The organism is Ectopseudomonas toyotomiensis, from assembly GCF_900115695.1.
Taxonomy (GTDB): domain Bacteria; phylum Pseudomonadota; class Gammaproteobacteria; order Pseudomonadales; family Pseudomonadaceae; genus Aquipseudomonas; species Aquipseudomonas toyotomiensis.
In genome coordinates, this window is the sequence record NZ_FOXK01000003.1 from 1 (window position 1) to 20,232 (window position 20,232).

At 61.6% G+C, this 20,232-nt stretch carries 17 protein-coding genes and 1 pseudogene; 12 read left to right on the forward strand and 6 right to left on the reverse strand.

Going from position 1 to position 20,232, the window contains the following annotated elements; all coding sequences use genetic code 11:
• A pseudogene (locus BM186_RS26575) lies at nucleotides 1-987 on the forward strand (hypothetical protein); the annotation flags it as partial.
• Nucleotide 988: 1 nt separating this feature from the next.
• Nucleotides 989-1,918 (forward strand): LamG-like jellyroll fold domain-containing protein, encoded by a 930-nt coding sequence (locus BM186_RS06170; protein ID WP_074913943.1) that lies wholly within the window; start codon nucleotides 989-991, stop codon nucleotides 1,916-1,918.
• Nucleotides 1,919-2,194: 276 nt separating this feature from the next.
• On the opposite strand, the gene BM186_RS06175 is transcribed toward BM186_RS06170, so the two are convergent.
• Both BM186_RS06175 and BM186_RS06180 read right to left on the reverse strand, forming a co-directional pair.
• Nucleotides 2,195-2,644 (reverse strand): universal stress protein, encoded by a 450-nt coding sequence (locus BM186_RS06175; RefSeq protein ID WP_074913944.1) that lies wholly within the window; start codon nucleotides 2,642-2,644, stop codon nucleotides 2,195-2,197.
• Between the two features lie 150 nt (nucleotides 2,645-2,794).
• Nucleotides 2,795-3,616 (reverse strand): hypothetical protein, encoded by an 822-nt coding sequence (locus tag BM186_RS06180; protein ID WP_074913946.1) that lies wholly within the window; start codon nucleotides 3,614-3,616, stop codon nucleotides 2,795-2,797.
• Between the two features lie 469 nt (nucleotides 3,617-4,085).
• Here BM186_RS06180 and fadB point away from each other — a divergent pair, with 469 nt between their 5' ends.
• The 6 genes from fadB (at nucleotide 4,086) to BM186_RS06220 (ending at nucleotide 11,572) form a co-directional block, all read left to right on the forward strand.
• Complete coding sequence (gene fadB / locus BM186_RS06190) at nucleotides 4,086-6,233, forward strand: fatty acid oxidation complex subunit alpha FadB (protein ID WP_074913947.1); 2,148 nt, start codon at nucleotides 4,086-4,088, stop codon at nucleotides 6,231-6,233.
• Nucleotides 6,234-6,263: 30 nt separating this feature from the next.
• Nucleotides 6,264-7,439 carry an acetyl-CoA C-acyltransferase FadA gene (gene fadA, locus BM186_RS06195; RefSeq protein ID WP_045734553.1) on the forward strand — a complete coding sequence of 392 codons (1,176 nt, stop codon included), beginning with the start codon at nucleotides 6,264-6,266 and terminating at the stop codon, nucleotides 7,437-7,439.
• Nucleotides 7,440-7,512: 73 nt separating this feature from the next.
• Entirely contained in the window at nucleotides 7,513-7,755 is a 243-nt protein-coding gene (locus tag BM186_RS06200; protein WP_017677650.1) for a DUF1653 domain-containing protein, read from the forward strand.
• Nucleotides 7,756-7,995: 240 nt separating this feature from the next.
• Nucleotides 7,996-10,605 (forward strand): type I DNA topoisomerase, encoded by a 2,610-nt coding sequence (topA, locus tag BM186_RS06210; RefSeq protein ID WP_074913948.1) that lies wholly within the window; start codon nucleotides 7,996-7,998, stop codon nucleotides 10,603-10,605.
• Between the two features lie 131 nt (nucleotides 10,606-10,736).
• Nucleotides 10,737-11,255: a DUF6586 family protein gene (locus BM186_RS06215; protein ID WP_072425955.1), complete on the forward strand. Its 519-nt coding sequence runs from the start codon at nucleotides 10,737-10,739 to the stop codon at nucleotides 11,253-11,255.
• An 80-nt stretch (nucleotides 11,256-11,335) separates the two neighbouring features.
• On the forward strand, nucleotides 11,336-11,572 hold the full coding sequence (locus tag BM186_RS06220) for a hypothetical protein (protein ID WP_003462072.1): 237 nt from the start codon (nucleotides 11,336-11,338) through the stop codon (nucleotides 11,570-11,572).
• 60 nt (nucleotides 11,573-11,632) lie between these two features.
• On the opposite strand, the gene sulA is transcribed toward BM186_RS06220, so the two are convergent.
• Nucleotides 11,633-12,106 carry an SOS-induced cell division inhibitor SulA gene (sulA, locus tag BM186_RS06225; protein ID WP_059391816.1) on the reverse strand — a complete coding sequence of 158 codons (474 nt, stop codon included), beginning with the start codon at nucleotides 12,104-12,106 and terminating at the stop codon, nucleotides 11,633-11,635.
• A 9-nt stretch (nucleotides 12,107-12,115) separates the two neighbouring features.
• Nucleotides 12,116-12,730, reverse strand: coding sequence for a transcriptional repressor LexA (lexA, locus tag BM186_RS06230; protein WP_021488554.1), 615 nt, complete (start codon nucleotides 12,728-12,730; stop codon nucleotides 12,116-12,118).
• A 228-nt stretch (nucleotides 12,731-12,958) separates the two neighbouring features.
• On the opposite strand from lexA, the gene BM186_RS06235 reads away from it, so the two are divergent.
• The 4 genes from BM186_RS06235 to BM186_RS06250 are packed head-to-tail and all read left to right on the forward strand — an operon-like array spanning nucleotide 12,959 to nucleotide 16,006.
• Nucleotides 12,959-13,666, forward strand: coding sequence for a TetR/AcrR family transcriptional regulator (locus tag BM186_RS06235; protein ID WP_017677644.1), 708 nt, complete (start codon nucleotides 12,959-12,961; stop codon nucleotides 13,664-13,666).
• Between the two features lie 53 nt (nucleotides 13,667-13,719).
• Nucleotides 13,720-14,247 carry a L,D-transpeptidase gene (locus tag BM186_RS06240; RefSeq protein ID WP_074913949.1) on the forward strand — a complete coding sequence of 176 codons (528 nt, stop codon included), beginning with the start codon at nucleotides 13,720-13,722 and terminating at the stop codon, nucleotides 14,245-14,247.
• A 12-nt stretch (nucleotides 14,248-14,259) separates the two neighbouring features.
• Complete coding sequence (nagZ, locus tag BM186_RS06245) at nucleotides 14,260-15,258, forward strand: beta-N-acetylhexosaminidase (protein WP_074913950.1); 999 nt, start codon at nucleotides 14,260-14,262, stop codon at nucleotides 15,256-15,258.
• A 10-nt stretch (nucleotides 15,259-15,268) separates the two neighbouring features.
• Nucleotides 15,269-16,006 (forward strand): S-methyl-5'-thioinosine phosphorylase, encoded by a 738-nt coding sequence (locus tag BM186_RS06250; RefSeq protein ID WP_074913951.1) that lies wholly within the window; start codon nucleotides 15,269-15,271, stop codon nucleotides 16,004-16,006.
• A 157-nt stretch (nucleotides 16,007-16,163) separates the two neighbouring features.
• Here BM186_RS06250 and BM186_RS06255 read toward each other — a convergent pair whose 3' ends face one another.
• Both BM186_RS06255 and mfd read right to left on the reverse strand, forming a co-directional pair.
• Nucleotides 16,164-16,685 (reverse strand): peptidoglycan binding protein CsiV, encoded by a 522-nt coding sequence (locus BM186_RS06255; protein ID WP_059391813.1) that lies wholly within the window; start codon nucleotides 16,683-16,685, stop codon nucleotides 16,164-16,166.
• 13 nt (nucleotides 16,686-16,698) lie between these two features.
• The gene (gene mfd, locus BM186_RS06260; RefSeq protein WP_074913953.1) at nucleotides 16,699-20,136 is read right to left on the reverse strand and encodes a transcription-repair coupling factor; all 3,438 of its coding nucleotides are present in this window, start codon (nucleotides 20,134-20,136) and stop codon (nucleotides 16,699-16,701) included.
• Nucleotides 20,137-20,232 lie beyond the last annotated feature (96 nt).

Here is a 20,232-nt window from a genome sequence, read left to right on the forward strand (position 1 = left end):
TGGGTACCGCCGGATACTGCCCCGGCGCCGGTTGCCATTCGCAGGCTGACAGAGGTCACCTGGCGTGACCTGGTGCAGACCATCGACGCGGCCAACCTCAACCTGGTGGATCAGACCACGGCCTTTATCGCCGCCCTGGCCATTAAGCCAACAGCCTTGTCGCTGGGTTTTGCGGTCGAGTCGCGCGTGGGTTCGGCTGCATATGTTCGTGTGGGCCCAGGGGACTTTTGCCCAACCGGGTTGCTGGTCGCAGGCATCTCTTCCACGGCAACCAGCATCCAGCTCGGCGCCCCTAACAGCCTGGACCTGGTTGAGGTGGGCAGCGCAGCGTTGATCGACAATGAGATTGTGCGGGTCGACGCGATCAATCTCGAAACGCTCAGCGTGACTATCGCCCGCGGCTGTGTGGATACCGTACCGGCTGCCCACAGCGCCGGGGCGCGGGTATGGTTCTTTGAAGACTATGTGGGCGAAGACCCCACCGAGTACTCCTCCGGGGTGAGCGTCCAGGTGCGGCTACGCACCGTCACCAGCTCGGGAACGTTGGCTCCCGAGTTGGCCGGTACCGACACGCTTGCGCTTATTGCTCGGCAGGCGCGCCCTTATCCTCCGGGTCAGTTCAAGGTCAACGGACAGAGCGCGCCTAGCGTGATTGAAGGTGGCATTACATTGACCTGGTCCCATAGAGACAGGCTCACGCAAGCTGATCAATTAATTGATACAAGCATCGGAAACATCGGCCCAGAGGCTGGGACCACCTACAGCGCACGCATAGTGCGTGTTGACACCGGGGCGGTACTCGCCAGTCAGACTGCGATCAGCGGCACATCTAGCACTCTCTCTCCCCTATATGAGGGGCAAGTGCGCGTTGAGCTTTGGTCTGTGCGGGGTGGCCTGGAGAGTTTCCAGCGACATAGCCATCAGTTCACTCTGCTGCAGCCGCTGGTGGCTCCCTCCAGCCTCAGCGCCACGTATTTGGAGTCCTAAGATGGGTGTGCGGCTGACTTGGCATAACAACAGCGTTGGTGATAACAACGTCGTTTATCGCAGCTCCACCCCGATCGACCCTGAGGCGCTGCCTGTCCCACTAGCCGTACTGGCTGCCAATCAGGCTAGCTACGACGACCTCAGTGCGGTGGACGGTGAGACTTATTTCTACAGGGTCGCTTTGGTGCGCGGCGCTTCGAGCGCGCTTAGTGATGAGCTTTCTTTTGAGGTTCTTCCGCCAGCCGTGGGACCATTCGGCCCCTTGGTTTCGAGTTTGGCTCCTGCGTGCTGGCTCAGGCTCAATGAGACTACCGGCGCCGTTGCATATGACAGCTCTGGCAACAATCGAAATGCGTCATATGCGGTCAGCGCCGAATCGTTGACATCCGCAGGGCTGCTGGTTGGTGATGATGATAAGGGCATCGTCTTGCCGCCGACGCTGACACCTCTGGTGCTGTCATCTGCCCCAGTTGCGTCTGGTGGTGATTGGACTTTTGGAGTAATCGTCAGGCCAACTTCGGTACCGCCGCAGACCGCTCTTGGGGTCTTGCTTCAGTTGGGCGCCAATGGCACCGGCTGCCCTGAGCTTGATGTTATCGATAGGTCCGGCGGTACCTTCGGCTTTCGTGTTATGGCCTCTGGTACCAGCCAGCTTTTTGCGTCTCCATCGAGTTGGTCATATGGATCGGCTGTGGTCGTCTACCTGCGGCAGAGCGCAGCAGGGCGGCATCTCTTTGTTAACGGCGCGGCGCAAGGGAACACAACCGGGCGGTGGGGCAGTTTTACTGGCACCACCCGGCTTGGCTTCTCACGTTTCGGTGCGGATGCCTATCCGCTCCCTTGCGGGCTAGATGAAGTCCAGTTCTACGGGGCGGCGCTTTCCGACGCTCAGATTGCTGAGCTAACGGATGCGGCGCTGGGCATTTTGTGAAATTCCTTTGCCGCATGTGAAACTATCTCCGCGCCTCATTTATCGCGCATTCGCGCCAGTTTTTTCGCGCGGCGCTACAGCGTTGAAAACGATCTCGAAATGCTCATTTACAGCACGTAAACTCCGCTTTCTCGATCGTTTTCGCCTTGTCTTGCCTTCGTTCGCCTATCTTGTAAACACCCTCTAAGGCCGAAGCCAAAAAGCTCGCCGCTGAAGTGCCTCCCACGGGCGGAGCCAATGCGTCTACTGTGGGGGGGCTTCAGCCGCGACGCGATCTCAAGCGCCTTTTTCGCCTTTCTTCAGGCGCACTGCGAGTACATCGCAGGGCGCGCCGTGCAGTACGTCATTGGCAGTCGAGCCCAGCAACAGCGCCAGGCCGTGGCGGCCATGGCTGCCGACCACGATCAGATCGCAACCCTGTTCTTCGGCCAGGCGGTGGATCTCCTGGCGTGGTTGCCCGTAGGCCAGGTGACGCTGATCAGCGGTGAGTTCCGGGTACTTGCCGGTAAAGCTGTCCAGGCGATCGCGTGCCTGCTCGAACTGTTGTTGCTGCAGCATCGACAGATCCATCGGCACGTCACCACCAAAGGCCATGGCCATGGGTTCGACGATATGCACCAGAGACATCTTGGCGCCACTGGCCTTCGCCAGCTTCTGCGCACGTGTCACGACAGGGTCGCATTCCTCGGTCAGGTCGACGGCGACCAGAATGTGCTGGTAGGGCATGGTGAACTCCTCCTTAAGGGGGGCAAATGGCTCTGTCTCAAGTATGGCCCCATTGTGTGGGATAGGGCGACTGGTCGTGAAAAAGGCAAAGAAAAGCCCGGTGCGAGCACCGGGCAAGAGTTGGGCCAGGCAGGCCGGAAACATGGGGCATCAGTGTTGGCTGGTGGCGTACTGGGCGGCAACGGCTTCCAGGCCTTCGATGATGCTGTCGGAATACTTGCTGATCAGGAAAGGTACGGTGTTTTCGTTGTAGTTGCGCAGGGATTTCTCGATGTAACGCCATTTGGTGCCGATGGAGTTCAGGGCCGCGTTGATCTCCGGGGTGTTCTGCTGGGCGGCGCTGAGATTGTTCAGCTTGCTGGCGAATTCACCGGCAAGCTCGTCGATGGCGCGTTCTTCGCCGCCGCCGAAGAAGCTGGCGCCGACCGAGGCACTGCGTGAAGCGTAGTCCAGAGCGATATTCTGCATCAGCAGGCTCTGCTCGCGGCTCTTCTGCGTCAGCTGCGGTACGCTGAAACCGCTTTCTTGCTGAATCTTCTGATACAGCTCCTGACTAATGGCCATGATGCGTTGGTTGTTCTCGGCCAGATCGGCGACGGGTTGCAGGTCGGTGAAACCCTGGCTGCGCATGGCTTCCATCAGTGCCTGGAGCCCGCTGCGGTAACTTTGCCAATTGGTTTGCAGCTGCGCGCGTAGCGCCTTGCTTGCATCGCCGGGCATTTCGCCCAGGCCGTCCAGGTGCGATTGGCCTTCCTGCAGGGACTCGCCAATCATGCGCGCATAGCGCTGATCGCCTTCCATGCCGTTATACATGTAGAAGTCGCCCAGACTTTTCTGGGTTGCCAGGCGCAGTTGGTGCAGGCGCAGCAGATCATTGGCTGGTGCGGCGCTGAGCAAGGTGGAGGAGAGCGACGTGAAGACGAAAAGGAGCAGGGCGCTCAGGGGAAATGCAAGCGAACGGCGGCTCGACATTGGCGACTCCGTGTGGCCCATCGTGGGGCTCGATTTGTTTTTGTATTGCCCTCAGGTGGCGCTGTGCCAGCTGAAAGTGAGACGACTGTACCCGCAGCGGGGCGATTTGGCTAGGCGCCTTGGCGTGTCTATACCAAGCAGGAAAACCCTCGCAATGATGCATTATTGACGCTGTTTATCGGAACCGGCTGGAGGCCACGAATGACCAGGCCTGCAGAAAACGTCGGGAAATCGACGAAAAGAGGCCAATTGACAAGTGCAGGCTTTTCCCTGAAGGTGTGCACACCCAAATCAAACGGGCGTATGAATTGAGCGTTTGCCTTGTTAGGCGCGCCATATGCAGCCCGAATATCGCGTCGGTGGGTGTGTCGTACCGATTGGGGCTATGCTCGTGCGGCGCTGCCGCGGGCTGGCCTGCAGGTTGGCTCCGATGTGTACTGTTCAGCTTCCATACCGTGGAGATCAGTTGATGATTTACGAAGGTAAAGCCATCACGGTTAAGGCTCTTGAGAGCGGCATCGTCGAATTGAAGTTCGACCTCAAGGGTGAGTCCGTCAACAAATTCAACCGTCTTACCCTCAACGAGCTGCGCGCCTCCGTCGACGCGATCAAGGCTGACGGTTCGATCAAGGGCGTGATTGTCACCAGTGGCAAGGACGTGTTCATCGTCGGCGCCGATATCACCGAGTTCGTCGACAACTTCAAACTGCCCGACGCAGAGCTGGTGGCTGGCAACCTGGAAGCCAACAAGATCTTCAGTGATTTCGAAGACCTCGCCGTGCCGACCGTCGTCGCCATCAACGGCATCGCCCTGGGTGGCGGTTTCGAGATGTGCCTGGCCGCTGACTATCGCGTAATGAGCGACAGCGCCAAGATCGGCCTGCCGGAAGTCAAACTGGGCATCTACCCGGGCTTCGGCGGTACCGTGCGCCTGCCGCGCGTTATCGGTACCGATAACGCCGTGGAGTGGATCGCTTCGGGCAAGGAAAACCGTGCCGATGAAGCTCTGAAAGTGGGCGCTGTCGATGCCGTGGTCACTGCAGACAAGCTGCAGGCTGCTGCACTGGATCTGGTCAAGCGCGCCATCTCCGGCGAGCTGGACTACAAGGCCAAGCGTCAGCCCAAGCTGGAAAAGCTCAAGCTCAACGCCATCGAGCAGATGATGTGCTTCGAGACCGCCAAGGGCTTCGTCGCTGGCCAGGCCGGCCCGAACTACCCGGCTCCGGTCGAAGCGATCAAGACTATTCAGAAAGCCGCCAACTTCGGCCGTGACAAGGCGCTGGAAGTCGAGGCCACCGGCTTCGTCAAGCTGGCCAAGACCTCGGTTGCCGAGAGCCTGATCGGTCTGTTCCTCAATGACCAGGAGCTGAAGAAGAAAGCCAAGCACCACGACGAGATCGCTCGCGACGTGAAGCTGGCCGCCGTACTCGGCGCCGGCATCATGGGTGGCGGCATCGCCTACCAGTCGGCCTCCAAGGGCACCCCGATCCTGATGAAGGATATCCGCGAAGAGGGTATCCAGATGGGTCTGACCGAGGCCTCCAAGCTGCTCGGCAAGCGCGTCGAGAAGGGCCGCATGACCCCGGCGAAGATGGCCGAAGCGCTCAACGCCATCCGTCCGACCATGTCCTACGGCGATTTCGGCAACGTCGACATCGTCGTCGAAGCCGTGGTCGAGAACCCCAAGGTCAAGCAGATCGTGCTGGCCGAAGTGGAAGGCGTGGTGCGTGAAGACGCCATCCTGGCCTCCAACACCTCGACCATCTCCATTTCCCTGCTGGCCCAGGCGCTCAAGCGTCCGGAAAACTTCGTCGGCATGCACTTCTTCAACCCGGTGCACATGATGCCGCTGGTGGAAGTCATCCGTGGCGAGAAGTCCAGCGAAGTGGCCGTGGCCACCACCGTTGCCTACGCCAAGAAGATGGGCAAGAACCCGATCGTGGTCAACGATTGCCCCGGCTTTTTGGTCAACCGCGTACTGTTCCCGTACTTCGGCGGCTTCTCCAAGCTGCTGGGCTTCGGCGTCGACTTCGTGCGTATCGACAAGGTGATGGAGAAGTTCGGCTGGCCCATGGGCCCGGCTTACCTCTCCGACGTGGTCGGCATCGACACTGGCCACCACGGCCGTGATGTGATGGCTGAAGGCTTCCCGGATCGTATGGCTGTCGAAGGCAAGACTGCCGTCGACGTGATGTACGACGCCAATCGCCTGGGTCAGAAGAACGGCAAGGGCTTCTATGCCTACGAGACCGACAAGCGCGGCAAGCCGAAGAAGGTCACCGACCCGGCTGCTTACGAGTTGCTCAAGTCCATCGTGGTCGAAGAGCGCGAAGTCACCGACGAGGACATCATCAACTTCATGATGATCCCGCTGTGCATGGAAACCGTTCGTTGCCTGGAAGACGGCATCGTCGACACCGCAGCCGAGGCCGACATGGGCCTGATCTACGGTATCGGCTTCCCTCCCTTCCGTGGCGGTGCGCTGCGCTACATCGATTCCATCGGTGTTGCTGAATTCGTCGCCCTGGCTGACAAGTATGCCGAGCTGGGCGCCCTGTACCACCCGACCGCAAAACTTCGCGAAATGGCCGCCAAGGGCCAGAAGTTCTTCGGTTAATCGTGCAGCGAACAGAGCGAGAGTAGAAATATGAGCCTGAATCCTAGAGATGCAGTGATCGTCGACTTCGGTCGTACCCCGATGGGGCGTTCCAAGGGCGGCATGCACCGCAATACGCGCGCCGAGACCATGTCCGCGCACCTGATCAGCAAAGTGCTGGAGCGCAACGCCAAGATCGACCCGGCTGAAGTCGAGGATGTGATCTGGGGCTGCGTCAACCAGACCCTGGAGCAGGGTTGGAACATCGCGCGCATGGCGTCGCTGATGACCCAGATCCCGCACACCAGTGCCGGCCAGACCGTCAGCCGCCTGTGCGGCTCGTCGATGAGCGCCCTGCACACCGCCGTGCAGGCGATCCAGACCGGCAACGGCGATGTGTTCGTCGTCGGCGGTGTGGAGCACATGGGCCACGTCGGCATGATGCATGGCGTCGACCCGAACCCGCACCTGTCGCTGTACGCCGCCAAGGCGTCTGGCATGATGGGCCTGACCGCAGAAATGCTGGGCAAGATGCATGGCATCAGCCGTGAGGCGCAGGACGCCTTCGGTGAGCGCTCGCACCGTCTGGCGCACAAGGCCACCGTCGAAGGCAAGTTCAAGGATGAAATCATCCCGATGCAAGGCTACGACGAGAACGGCTTCCTCAAGGTGTATGACTTCGACGAAACCATTCGTCCGGAAACCACCCTCGAGAGCCTGGCTGCGCTGAAACCTGCGTTCAACCCGAAAGGCGGCACCGTGACTGCAGGTACGTCCTCGCAGATCACCGACGGCGCCTCCTGCATGATCGTCATGAGCGCCCAGCGCGCCCAGGATCTGGGTATCCAGCCGATGGCCGTGGTCCGTGCCATGGCCGTTGCCGGTGTCGATCCGGCGATCATGGGTTACGGCCCGGTGCCGTCCACTCAGAAGGCGCTCAAGCGTGCTGGTCTGAGCATGGCTGACATCGATTTCGTCGAGCTCAACGAAGCCTTCGCCGCCCAGGCCCTGCCTGTGCTCAAGGATCTGAAGCTGCTCGACAAGATGGAAGAGAAGGTCAACCTGCACGGCGGCGCGATCGCCCTGGGTCACCCCTTCGGTTGTTCCGGTGCCCGTATCTCCGGTACCCTGCTCAACGTCATGAAACAGAACGGCGGCACCTTGGGTGTCTCCACCATGTGCGTGGGCCTTGGCCAAGGCATCACCACCGTCTTCGAGCGCGTTTAAGCGTTAGCGGACAGAAACCGGGGCCCTGTGCCCCGGTTTTGCTTTTTACGGCTTTTTATTTCGGGAACCGCTCATGCAGTTGCAGCCAGGACTCTATCGTCACTACAAAGGCCCGCAGTACCGTGTATTCGGTGTGGCACGCCATTCCGAGAGCGAGGAGGAGGTGGTCGTCTACCAGGCGCTATACGGCGAGTTTGGCTTGTGGGTAAGGCCGCTGAGCATGTTCTGTGAAGAGATCGAAGTGGACGGCGAGCGCGTTCCACGCTTTGCTTTGATTCAGGCCGAAGTCAGCCCCATCGGCGCTTCGCAAGTCTGACTGCGCAGCTCCCTGCGCTTGACCTTCGCTTGGTCACCACTATATATAGCGGGGCCTTAGAGGGCGTCTACAAAGTGCTGCTCTCGGCCATGCTGCGTTGAAACCAGCCTCAAAATGCTCATGTACAGCTCGTACACCGCGCTTTTTCGACTGTTTTCGCCTTGCCTGACCTTCGCTCGCTGCTTTGACACTCTCGGCTTCGTGCCTTCTATATTTCGCAATTCAGGAATTTTCTGATCCATGGGCAAATCGCTGGTCATCGTGGAATCCCCGGCCAAGGCCAAGACCATCAACAAGTACCTGGGCAGCCAGTACGTGGTGAAGTCGAGCATCGGCCACATCCGTGACCTGCCTACCAGCGGCTCGGCAAGTGCCACCAAGGAGCCTGCCAAGCGCGGCAAGGCTGCTGCTGGTGAAGCGCCTGCGCTGTCGCCCAAGGAAAAGGCCAAACGCCAGCTGTTCAGCCGTATGGGGGTTGACCCCGAGCACGGCTGGAAAGCCAAGTACGAGATCCTGCCTGGCAAGGAAAAGGTGATCGAAGAACTGCGCCGCCTGGCCAAGGATGCCGACACCATCTATCTCGCAACCGACTTGGATCGCGAAGGGGAGGCTATTGCCTGGCACCTGCGCGAATCCATCGGTGGTGATGACAGCCGCTACAAGCGTGTGGTGTTCAACGAGATCACCAAGAAGGCGATTCAGGAAGCCTTCTCCAAGCCGGGCGAGCTGGACATCAACCGCGTCAACGCCCAGCAGGCGCGGCGCTTCCTCGACCGCGTGGTGGGCTACATGGTCTCGCCGCTGCTGTGGGCCAAGATCGCTCGTGGCCTGTCTGCCGGTCGTGTGCAGTCGGTGGCCGTGAAGCTGGTCGTGGCGCGCGAGAAAGAGATTCGCGCCTTCGTCCCGGAAGAGTACTGGGAAGTGCACGCCGACCTCGGCACCGCGAAGAACGCCAAGGTGCGTTTCGAGGTGGTGCGCGAAAGTGGCGCAGCCTTCAAACCGGTCAATGAAGCGCAGGCCATGGCCGCGCTGGAGAAGCTCAAGGCTTCCAGCTACAGCGTGGTCAAGCGCGAAGACCGCCCGACCAGCAGCAAGCCGTCGGCGCCCTTCATTACCTCCACCCTGCAGCAGGCGGCGAGCAACCGCCTGGGCTTCGGGGTGAAGAAAACCATGATGATGGCTCAGCGTTTGTACGAAGCTGGCTACATCACCTATATGCGTACCGACTCGACCAACCTGTCGAATGACGCGGTAGAGATGGTGCGCGGTTTCATCGGCAGCGAGTACGGCGACAAGTACCTGCCGGGCAAGCCCAACCTGTATTCGAGCAAGGAAGGCGCCCAGGAGGCGCACGAAGCGATTCGTCCGTCCGACGTCAATCTGCGCCCGACCCAGCTGTCCGGCATGGAGCGTGATGCCGAGCGCCTGTACGACCTGATCTGGCGTCAGTTCGTTGCCTGCCAGATGCCGCCGGCCGAGTACCTGTCCACCAGCGTCACAGTGGCTGCTGGCGATTTCGAGCTGCGCGCCAAGGGTCGCATCCTCAAGTTCGACGGTTACACCCGTGTGCTGCCGCAGCAGAGCAAGCCGGGCGAGGACGACGTCCTGCCGGAAATGAAGGAAGGCGAGGGCCTCAAGCTGATTCAGCTCGACCCCAGCCAGCACTTCACCAAGCCGCCGGCGCGCTACTCCGAAGCCAGCCTGGTCAAGGAGCTGGAAAAGCGCGGCATCGGCCGCCCGTCCACCTACGCGGCGATCATTTCCACCATCCAGGATCGCGGCTACGTCACGGTGCACAACCGTCGCTTCTATGCCGAGAAGATGGGTGACATCGTCACCGAGCGTCTCGATGAGAGCTTCGCCAACCTGATGGATTACGGCTTTACCGCCACCATGGAAGAACATCTCGACGATGTGGCCCAGGGTGAGCGCGAGTGGAAGCACCTGCTCGACGAGTTCTACGGTGATTTCAAGAAGAAGCTCGAAGTGGCCGAAGCGGGCGAGGGCGGCATGCGTGCCAACCAGCCGACGCTGACCGATATTCCCTGCCGCGAGTGCGGCCGGCCAATGATGATCCGCACCGCCTCCACTGGTGTGTTCCTCGGTTGCTCGGGCTATGCGCTGCCACCGAAGGAGCGCTGCAAGGCCACCATCAACCTGGTGCCGGGCGATGAGATCGCAGCCGATGACGAGGGCGAGTCCGAATCCCGCGTGCTGCTCGGCAAGCATCGCTGCCCGATCTGCTCCACCGCCATGGATGCCTACCTGCTGGACGAGACCCGCAAGCTGCATATCTGTGGCAACAACCCCGATTGTAGTGGCTACGAGATCGAGCAGGGCCAGTACCGCATCAAGGGCTATGAAGGCCCGAGCCTGGAATGCGACAAGTGCGGCAGCGAGATGCAGCTCAAGACCGGCCGTTTCGGCAAGTTCTTCGGCTGTACCAATGCCAGCTGCAAGAACACCCGCAAGTTGCTCAAGAACGGTGAAGCGGCGCCGCCGAAGATGGACAAGGTGGATATGCCCGAGCTCAAGTGCGAGAAGGTGGACGACACCTACGTGCTGCGCGACGGCGCATCGGGCCTGTTCCTCGCTGCCAGCCAGTTCCCGAAGAACCGAGAGACGCGTGCGCCGCTGGTGCTGGAGATCGTCCCACACAAGCATGAGATCGACCCCAAGTACCACTTCCTCTGCGATGCCCCGCAGAAGGATCCGGATGGTCGCCCTGCGGTGATTCGCTACAGCCGCAAGACCAAGGAGCAATACGTGCAGTCCGAGGTCGATGGCAAACCCACCGGCTGGCGCGCGTTCTACGATGGCGGCAAGTGGAAGGTCGAGGACAAGCGCTAGTAGCGCCTGGTTGAGATGTGCTGCGCGTCGGCCTGGCGCCGTAACAGCGGCGCCCTGAATGCCTGACGAGATGCGCGTCAGGCAGGGCAGACGCGCGTATCATGACCCGATCTGCTGTGGAGGTCGCCGTAATGGCCAAAGAAATCTATACCCGTACCAACCAGAAGATTTTCTTCGCCGGTATTGCCCTGGATAACTGGCGCAAGGCCGAAGCGTCGTCCGCGTTCAATGTGCAGGCGCTGGTGCAGGCCGAGCGAGAAGCCGCGCTGTTTCACCTGTACGGTGGACTGCTCGGGCTGTGTCATGAGATTGCCGGCTATTACCGCATGAACGACGCTACGCCTTCGCGTGTCGAGGCCTTCGTGCAGCAGGTGGTGCTTGACGGTTCGCCCAGCCCTGAGCTGGCCGAGTTGGTCGAATTGGCGCAGCAGCGCGAAACCTGGCTGGCCGAGTTGCTGGCGGCCTATGCTGCGCTGTTCCAGCCGCCGCGTGAGGAGCGCAAGGCCAAGGTCGATCCGTCCATGCCGCTGATTACTGCTGTCAGCGTTGGCGAAGAGCCGGCCGAGCTGAGCCTCGATGATGTCGATGCCTGGCGTCAGCAACTCAAGGCGCTGGTGCTGCGTTTCCGCGAAGGCCTCAGCGAGTGCTGATTGGGTTTAACTGGACCAGTGGGCTGGGGATGACCCCGACTGACTGCTACAATGTCGCGTTTTTGCACAGAGACTGAGCCATGCCAACATCCTTCCTGGAAATCGTCGAACTGCCCGATGGGCGTATTGCCCTGCGTCGCGCAGAGGATGAAGAGGCGCTGGTGACTCTGGACTTCTCCGCTGATGCCAAGGCTTTTCTGCAGGGGCAGCACATCGAGGTGGCCAAGGCCATGCTCAATGTCGGCGTGCAGATGGCTGGCCGAATGGCTGAAGGCGATTTCAGTGGCGAAGAAGAAGGCTCGCGCGTTTTGCACTGAAGCCGCTGCGGCTTAACGCAAACGGGGCTCCAATGGAGCCCCGTTTGCGTTTGTGAATCTTTAACCCAGGCTGATATTCAGGCTTTGTGCCCCGCCAGCATTGGCGGCCTGCGCAAGGCGCTGACGGGTGCTGTTCTCGACTGGGTGTAGCCAGCTGATCACGGTATGGCTGCGCCCGAGCTTCAGGGCTTCTTCCGCCAGTGCCAGGGCATTCTGCCCCTGCCGTGGATGCAGCAGGAGAATACGCTCACGGTTCAGGCCAGCTTCGCGCAGCCAACTTTGCGTAAGGCTGGCTGGCGGTGCCACCAGGGTCAGCCAGCGCGCATCCTGGTTCTCGCTCAGCTCGCGTAGAATCGGTGCCAGCAAGTGCAGGCAGTGACCGGCAGCGCCACGCAGGGCCAGTTCGCTGAACGCCTGATCATCCTCGCTACGAGAGATGTCATTGGTCGCTAACCGTGGCTCACTCGACGTTCCGGCAAGAAAGGCGTCGAAAAGGGGAAGTTGTGGGCGCTCGAACGACTGCTGCACGTACATGGTGTCTCCTCAGCGGCGGATTACACCGACGCTCAAACCTTCGATGACCAGATCCTGGTGTTCCAGATCCACTTCGATCGGGGCAAACTCAGGATTCTCGGCAATCAGCCAGACCTTGTTGCCCTCGCGCTTGAAGCGTTTGACCGTCACTTCATCGTCGATACGGGCGACGACAATCTGGCCATTGCGGGCTTCACGGGTGGTGTGCACGGCGAGCAGATCGCCATCGAAGATGCCGATGTCTTTCATGCTCATGCCGCGTACACGCAGTAGATAGTCGGCCTTGGGCTGAAAGAACGCCGGATTGATCTGGCAGGATTCCTCGACATGTTGCTGTGCAAGGATCGGTGCGCCGGCGGCGACGCGACCGATTACCGGGAGGCCTGCATCCTCGTTCGCGGCACCTGCCTCGAAGCCGGGAATGCGAATGCCGCGTGAAGCGCCTGGAGTCATCTCGATGGCCCCCTTGCGGGCGAGGGCCTTGAGGTGCTCTTCTGCGGCGTTGGGCGATTTGAACCCCAGTTCCTGAGCGATTTCCGCGCGGGTGGGTGGGTAGCCGTTGTCTTCCAGGCAGCGTTTGATGAAGGCGAGAATCTCGGCTTGGCGTGGCGTCAGTTTCAGCATGGCTGGGCTCTGTCTTTTTATACAGTGACTGGGATTATATACAGTAAGCGAGTCTTGGCAATGTCCATTTTTTGGATGACTGCCGTCCGGCTTGTTACCCATGCCGAGTAATCTGCGTCTCTGCTTGTTGTAAGCTGTGACCAGCCGGCCAAAAGACGGCTCATGCGGCTTGACAATTCAGTGGGATGAAACGTATGTTTCAAACAAGTGTTTGTCAGGTGATAACTCATGGCTCAGTCGGAAACCGTTGAACGCATTCTCGATGCTGCGGAACAGCTGTTCGCGGAAAAAGGCTTCGCCGAGACATCGCTGCGTCTTATCACCAGCAAGGCCGGGGTCAACCTGGCTGCCGTCAATTACCACTTCGGTTCGAAGAAGGCGCTGATTCAGGCGGTCTTCTCGCGTTTCCTGGGGCCTTTCTGTGCCAGCCTGGAAAAGGAACTCGATCGCCGTCAGGCCAAGTCCGAAACCCAGGCTTCCCTGGAGGAGTTGCTCGAGCTTCTGGTCGAGCAGGCCCTGGCCGTTAAGCCGCGCAGCGGCAATGACTTGTCCATTTTCATGCGCCTGCTCGGTTTGGCCTTCAGCCAGAGCCAGGGACACCTGCGCAAGTACCTGGAAGAGGTCTACGGCAAGGTGTTCCGCCGTTACATGCTGTTGGTGCATGAGGCTGCGCCGCGTATTCCACCGCTGGAGCTATTCTGGCGTGTGCATTTCATGCTTGGCGCCGCGGCGTTCAGCATGTCCGGTATCAAGGCGCTGCGGGCGATGGCTGAGACCGATTTCGGCGTCAACACGTCGATCGAGCAGGTGATGCGCATGATGGTGCCGTTCCTGGCTGCAGGCATGCGTTCTGAGACCGGGGTTGCCGACCCCGCCTTGGCTGGCGCGCAACTCAAACCGCGCAGCAAGACACCGAGCGCCGCGCCCAAGGTTTGACCTGACGGCAGGTGGGCTTGGCTTCGCCCTGCGGCCTGCTAAGCTAGCGGCCCATGTCCGATCTCGATTTACTCCATATCTCCATTGCCGACCAGGCGCTTTACGGCTTTCGTGCTGGGCGGCTGCTGCTGAGCTTGCCTGTCTCCACGGCGTTCAATGGGGTGGGTGAACTTAACGGTTCAGGCTGTACGCCGCGTGGGCTGCATCAGGTACGCGCGAAGATCGGCGCAGGTTTGCCTCTGGCCGCGGTATTGCGCGGTCGTCGCTGGACAGGGGAGGTATGGTCACCTGAGCTGCACAAGCAGTTTCCTGGCCGCGACTGGATTCTTACCCGTATTCTCTGGCTAAGCGGCCTTGAGCCGGGGCGCAATCGCCTGGGCGAGGTCGATACCTTTCGCCGTTACATCTATCTGCATGGCACACCGGATACGGAGCCCATGGGTGCGCCGTTGTCCCATGGCTGCATTCGTTTGCGTAACGCCGACATGCTGGCGCTTTTCGAGCGTGTACCGCCGCACTGCAAGGTACGTATCGATGAGGCGCCTTACCCGCAGTGGGCTGCAGACCAAGACTTCACGTAAGGAAATATTCTCATGCAAGGCTCTTTGATGATGGACATCGCTGGCACCTGGTTGACCGCCGAGGATCGCCAGATGCTGCGCCAGCCCGAAGTGGGTGGTCTGATCATTTTTGCCCGCAATATCGAATCGCCGCGCCAGGTTCGCGAGCTATGCCAGAGTATCCGTGCCCTGCGCCCGGATCTGCTGCTGGCGGTGGATCAGGAAGGTGGCCGGGTACAGCGGCTGCGCCAGGGCTTTCTGCGTCTGCCGGCGATGCGCGCCATCGCCGACAACGACAATGCCGAGGAGTTGGCCGAGCATTGCGGCTGGCTGATGGCGACCGAGGTGTTGGCGGTTGGCCTGGATCTGAGTTTCGCGCCGGTACTGGATCTCGACCACCAGCGCAGTGCGGTGGTTGGCAGTCGCGCCTTCGAGGGTGATCCGCAGCGGGCCACCACGCTGGCGGCCGCTTTCATCCGCGGCATGCATCAGGCGGGGATGGCTGCTACCGGAAAACACTTCCCCGGGCACGGCTGGGCCGAGGCGGACTCTCATGTCGCCATCCCGCTCGACGAGCGCAGTCTTGATGACATCCGCGCTTGCGACATGCAGCCGTTCAAGCGTCTGGTCCACGAGCTCGATGCAGTGATGCCGGCGCATGTCATCTATTCTCAGGTTGACGAGCACCCGGCTGGCTTCTCCCGTCGCTGGCTGCAGGACATCTTGCGCGGCGAGTTGGGCTTCGAGGGTGTGATTTTCAGCGACGACCTGTCCATGGCCGGTGCCCATGTGGTCGGCGATGCCGGCAAGCGTATCGAGGCGGCACTGGCTGCGGGCTGCGATATGGGCCTGGTGTGCAATGACCGCGCTTCGGCCGAGCTGGCGCTCAGTGCCTTGCAACGTCTGCGAGTGACACCGCCTGCGCACCTCGAGCGCATGCGTGGCCGTGGTCACGCCACTACCGAATACCGCCAGGCGCCACGCTGGCTTACCGCTGTGGCGGCCCTGAGAGCTGCCCAGTTGCTCGACTGAGGACCTGCCTATGACTGTCTACGCCATTATCGGCGGCACCGGCCTGACCCAGTTGGAAGGGTTGACGATTCACGAAGCGCTGCCGCTGGATACCCCTTACGGGGCGCCCTCCGCCGATATCCTGCGGGGCAGTTACGCCGGGCGCGAAGTGCTGTTTCTCGCCCGCCACGGTCAGCCGCACCGGATTCCACCGCATCAGGTGAACTACCGGGCCAACCTCTGGGCGCTCAAGCAGGCCGGCGCCAAGGCCATTGTCGCGGTCAATGCGGTGGGAGGGATTCATGCTGCCATGGGCACTGGGCATTTCTGCGTGCCACATCAGATCATCGATTACACCTCAGGGCGTGCGCACACCTTTTACGAAGGCGATCTGGAGCACGTGACCCACGTCGATTTCAGCCAGCCGTACGACAGGCAACTGCGCGAGGGGTTGGTGGCGGCGCTGCGGGCCGAAAATGCGGCATTCAGCGATCACGGAATCTATGGCTGTACTCAGGGGCCACGACTGGAAACGGCGGCGGAAATCGCCCGCATGGAGCGAGATGGCTGCGACCTGGTAGGCATGACCGGTATGCCCGAGGCGGTATTGGCGCGCGAATTGGCGCTGCCCTACGCCTGCCTGGCGCTGGTGGTGAATCCGGCGGCGGGGAAATCCAGCGCCTTGATCACCATGGCCGAGATCGAGCGAGTGATCGAGCAGGGCATGGGGACGGTCAAGGCGGTGTTGGCACGCGTGCTGAGTAACTAGCTTCTCTGTAAAGACAGCGGTCAATGCCCGTCAGTCAGGCGTCGACGTGCCGAATCCGTAGGCGCGGCGCGCCGCCGCGAATCAGGGCGGAGCGCACTTGAAAAACTTCGCTCTGGGGCGAGGCCCCTACGAAAGGCTGGCGGCATCAGATTTCCGCTCAGAGCGGGCTGATGCGTACCAGTGCGCCCAGGCTGCCATGGTCCAGGTAGGTCAGGCTGTTGTCCTTCAGGCGCTGAGCTACTTTCATGTGCTCGCTGCTCTCGAGCAGGCCGTCGCCGCTGAATTGGTTGATCCACAGTTCCAGGTCCAGGTCGGCAAAGCGCTCCTGAGTAAAGCTCAGGGTGCCTTCGACCACGTGATGGCCGAAACGCTCTTCACCGCTGCTGACGGCCACTCGGCTCGGCGAGCTGCCGATGGTCTGGCTCCAGGCCTTGTGCAGCAATACCTGATAACCACTGCCCGGATTGAGCTTGGCCGCCTCGCCATCGAGCGTTGTCGGTCGTTCGTTGCCGGTGATCGGCAATGCCGTGCCCGCCCAGTCGTCCGGTGCCACCTTGGGGGCGAAGACGGGTTCGCCGGCCTGGCGGAATACCAGCAATTCGACCTGATAAAGACGTTCGGCAAAGGCGCTCGGTGCCAGCAGGCAGAGCAGCAGGGCGATCAGGTGCAATGGGCGCATGTGTGTGAGTCCTTCAGGTGGTGGGCGCGAGGCGCTCGAGCAGGGCTTCCAGGGTGTTGAAGCGTTCTTCCGCGCGCTCCATCGGCACCTGGATCTTGAAGACGGTGGCGCCTTCGAACTTGTAGCGTTTTGGCTGGGCCTGGATCAGTTTGATCAGGGTCAGCGGGTCGACGCAGGTTTCCGCGGCGAACTCGATTCGTCCGCCCTGCGGGCCGGCGTCGACCTTGCTGATGCCGAGCTTGTCGGCCTGCAGCTTGAGCAGGGTCAGGCGCATGAGGTTCTTGGTCGGCTCCGGCAGCAGGCCGAAACGGTCGATCATCTCTACCTGAAGCTCCTTCAGGCCGTCCTCGTCGCTGGCGTTGGCGATGCGTTTGTAGAGGATCAGGCGGCTGTGCACGTCGGGCAGGTAGTCCTCGGGGATCAGCGCCGGTACACGCAGGTTGATCTCCGGGCCGCCGCCCAATGGCTGGTCGAGGTTCGGCTGCTCGCCTTTCTGGATGGCTTTGACCGCACGTTCGAGCATTTCCATGTAGAGGGTGAAACCGACCGCCTGGATCTGCCCGCTTTGGCCGTCGCCAAGCAGTTCGCCGGCACCGCGGATTTCCAGGTCGTGGGTGGCGAGGACGAAGCCGGCGCCGAGATCCTGGGCGCCCGCGATGGCCTCCAGGCGTTTTTCCGCATCCGGGGTCATCTGCTTGCGCGGTGGCGTCAGCAGGTAGGCGTAGGCCTGGTGGTGGCTACGACCGACACGGCCGCGCAACTGGTGCAGCTGGGCCAGGCCGAACTTGTCGGCGCGGTCGATGATGATGGTGTTGGCGCTAGGCACGTCGATACCGGTCTCGATGATGGTCGAGGCCACCAGCACGTTGAAGCGCTTGTGGTAGAAGTCGCTCATCACCTGCTCGAGATCACGTTCGCGCATCTGTCCGTGACCGATGCCGATACGCGCCTCGGGCACCAGCTCGGCCAGCTCACTGGCGCATTTCTCGATGGTCTTTACATCGTTGTGCAGGTAGTAGACCTGGCCACCGCGTAGCAGCTCGCGCAGTAGCGCTTCCTTGATGGTCGGCTTGTTGCTTTCCATGACGAAGGTGCGCACCGACAGACGCCGCGCTGGTGGCGTGGCGATGATCGACAGGTCGCGCATGCCGGCCACGGCCATGTTCAGTGTGCGCGGGATCGGCGTGGCAGTCAGGGTGAGGATGTCGACCTCGCTGCGCAGGGCCTTGAGCTGTTCCTTCTGGCGCACGCCGAAGCGGTGTTCCTCGTCGATGATCACCAAGCCCAGGTTGTGGAACTTGACGTCGTCCTGCAGCAGCTTGTGCGTGCCGATGACGATATCCACCTTGCCTTCGGCCAGTTGCTGCACGGCCTCGCCGACTTCCTTGGCGCTCTTGAAGCGGCTCATCACCTCGACCTTCACCGGCCAGTCGGCGAAGCGGTCGCGGAAGCTGTTGTAGTGCTGCTGGGCGAGCAGGGTGGTGGGCACCAGTACGGCGACCTGCTTGCCGCTGTGCACGGCGATGAAAGCGGCGCGCATGGCCACCTCGGTCTTGCCGAAGCCGACATCGCCGCAGACCAGTCGATCCATCGGCTTGCCGGCCAGCATGTCGGTGCGCACGGCATCGATGGCTGCCTGCTGGTCCGGGGTTTCCTCGAAGGGGAAACCGGCGCTGAAGGTGGCGTAGTCCAGTGCCGGGTCCTGGAAGGCGAAACCTTCACGAGCAGCCCGGCGGGCGTAGATGTCGAGCAGCTCGGCGGCAACATCGCGCACCTGCTCGGCCGCCTTGCGCTTGGCCTTCTGCCAGACCTCCGAGCCAAGGCGATGCAGCGGCGCCAGGGCATCGTCACTGCCGGTGTAGCGGGCGATCAGATGCAGGCTGGCCACGGGGACATAAAGCTTGGCTTCGTCGGCATACTGCAGGGCGAGGAATTCGGCGGCCTGGCCGTCGAACTCCATGGTCACCAGGCCCAGGTAGCGGCCGACACCGTGATCGATATGCACCACCGGTGCGCCTTCGCGCAGCTCGGTGAGGTTCTTGATCACGTTGTCGCCGCCTTCTCGGCCTTTTTCGCGGCGGCGACGCTGCATGACGCGCTGGCCGAACAGCGGGCTCTCGGCAATCAGTGCCAGGTCGTCGAGCAGCAGGCCTTCATCCAGTGGTGCGATGCAGATGTTGAGGCGTTCAGGGCTGGCCACGAAGGCCGGCCAGCCCTCGACTTCCCGGGGCTTGAGCTTGAGGCGGGCGAGCAGTTCCAGCAGCACTTCGCGGCGCCCGGCTGATTCGGCGCAGAACAGCACGCGGCCTGGATATTCTTCGATAAAGCGGCGCAACGCCGCCAGCGGCTCGCCGGCCTTGGCCTGAATCGCCAGGTCGGGCAGGGCGCGTGCGTCAAAGCGGGTCTGGCCGACGCCGGGCTCGATATCGTCCTGATTGACCACTACGCGCGGCCAGCTCTTCAGACGGGCGAAGCAGTCCTCGACCGGCAGGAAGATGTCGGCGGGTGGCAGCAGTGGGCGCTCCGGGTCGACTCGGCGGTCCTCATAGCGGCTCCGCGCATCTGTCCAGAAATGCTCGGCAGCCTTTTCGATGCCGGGCAGGGAGAACACCTGGGTGTCGCCTGGCAGATAGTCGAACAGGGTGTCTGTCTCTTCGAAGAACAGCGGCAGATAGTACTCGATGCCGGCGGGGGTGATGCCGGTGGAAAGGTCCTGATAGATCGGGCAGCGACGGAAATCCACGTCGAAGCGCTCGCGGAAACGTCCGCGGAAATCGGTGACAGCTTTCTTTTCCAGCGGAAATTCACGTGCCGGCAACAGGCGGATCGACTCGACCTTGTCCACCGAGCGCTGGGTCTCGGGGTCGAAGGTGCGCAGGGTTTCGATTTCGTCGTCGAACAGGTCGATACGGTAGGGCGTGTCACTGCCCATCGGGAACAGATCGATCAATGCGCCGCGCACGGCGAACTCGCCGTGCTCGTACACCGTATCGACGCAGCGGTAGCCGGCGGCCTCCAAGCGGCCGCGCATTTGCTCCACATCGAGTTTCTGGCCCACATCCAGCACCAGGCTGCCACCCAGCAGGAAGCGCTTCGGTGCCAGGCGGTGTAGGGCGGTGGTGATCGGCACTACGAGGATGCCGCGGCTCAGCTGCGGCAGGCGATAGAGTGCTGCGATGCGTTGCGAGATGATGTCCTGGTGCGGCGAGAAGACATCGTAGGGCAGGGTTTCCCAGTCGGGAAAGTGCAGCACTGGCAGGTCGGGGGCGAAGAACGCCAGTTCTTCCTGCAGCCGCTCCGCGCTCTGGCTGCCTTCGGTGAGCACCAGCGTGAAGCGGCCGGCATTGCTGGCGGCTTCGGCGATAGTCAGGGACAGGGCGGCGCCGGGCAGGTTGCCCCACTGTTGTTTGCCGGCGCTGGCCGGTAGAGACGGAAGACGCAGTACGGACACGGGCGGCTCACGGTCGTGACGAAAGGCCGGGAATTGTAGCGGGGCTTGGTGGTCAATGTCAGTCGTGACAGGCGCGCATTGCTCATGCCTGCGCGC

Coding starts and splice junctions, on each gene's coding strand:
- BM186_RS06170 (WP_074913943.1), top strand. CDS start 989: ATGGGTGTGCGGCTGACTTGGCATAACAACAGCGTTGGTGATAACAAC.
- BM186_RS06175 (WP_074913944.1), bottom strand. CDS start 2,644: ATGCCCTACCAGCACATTCTGGTCGCCGTCGACCTGACCGAGGAATGC.
- BM186_RS06180 (WP_074913946.1), bottom strand. CDS start 3,616: ATGTCGAGCCGCCGTTCGCTTGCATTTCCCCTGAGCGCCCTGCTCCTT.
- fadB (WP_074913947.1), top strand. CDS start 4,086: ATGATTTACGAAGGTAAAGCCATCACGGTTAAGGCTCTTGAGAGCGGC.
- fadA (WP_045734553.1), top strand. CDS start 6,264: ATGAGCCTGAATCCTAGAGATGCAGTGATCGTCGACTTCGGTCGTACC.
- BM186_RS06200 (WP_017677650.1), top strand. CDS start 7,513: ATGCAGTTGCAGCCAGGACTCTATCGTCACTACAAAGGCCCGCAGTAC.
- topA (WP_074913948.1), top strand. CDS start 7,996: ATGGGCAAATCGCTGGTCATCGTGGAATCCCCGGCCAAGGCCAAGACC.
- BM186_RS06215 (WP_072425955.1), top strand. CDS start 10,737: ATGGCCAAAGAAATCTATACCCGTACCAACCAGAAGATTTTCTTCGCC.
- BM186_RS06220 (WP_003462072.1), top strand. CDS start 11,336: ATGCCAACATCCTTCCTGGAAATCGTCGAACTGCCCGATGGGCGTATT.
- sulA (WP_059391816.1), bottom strand. CDS start 12,106: ATGTACGTGCAGCAGTCGTTCGAGCGCCCACAACTTCCCCTTTTCGAC.
- lexA (WP_021488554.1), bottom strand. CDS start 12,730: ATGCTGAAACTGACGCCACGCCAAGCCGAGATTCTCGCCTTCATCAAA.
- BM186_RS06235 (WP_017677644.1), top strand. CDS start 12,959: ATGGCTCAGTCGGAAACCGTTGAACGCATTCTCGATGCTGCGGAACAG.
- BM186_RS06240 (WP_074913949.1), top strand. CDS start 13,720: ATGTCCGATCTCGATTTACTCCATATCTCCATTGCCGACCAGGCGCTT.
- nagZ (WP_074913950.1), top strand. CDS start 14,260: ATGCAAGGCTCTTTGATGATGGACATCGCTGGCACCTGGTTGACCGCC.
- BM186_RS06250 (WP_074913951.1), top strand. CDS start 15,269: ATGACTGTCTACGCCATTATCGGCGGCACCGGCCTGACCCAGTTGGAA.
- BM186_RS06255 (WP_059391813.1), bottom strand. CDS start 16,685: ATGCGCCCATTGCACCTGATCGCCCTGCTGCTCTGCCTGCTGGCACCG.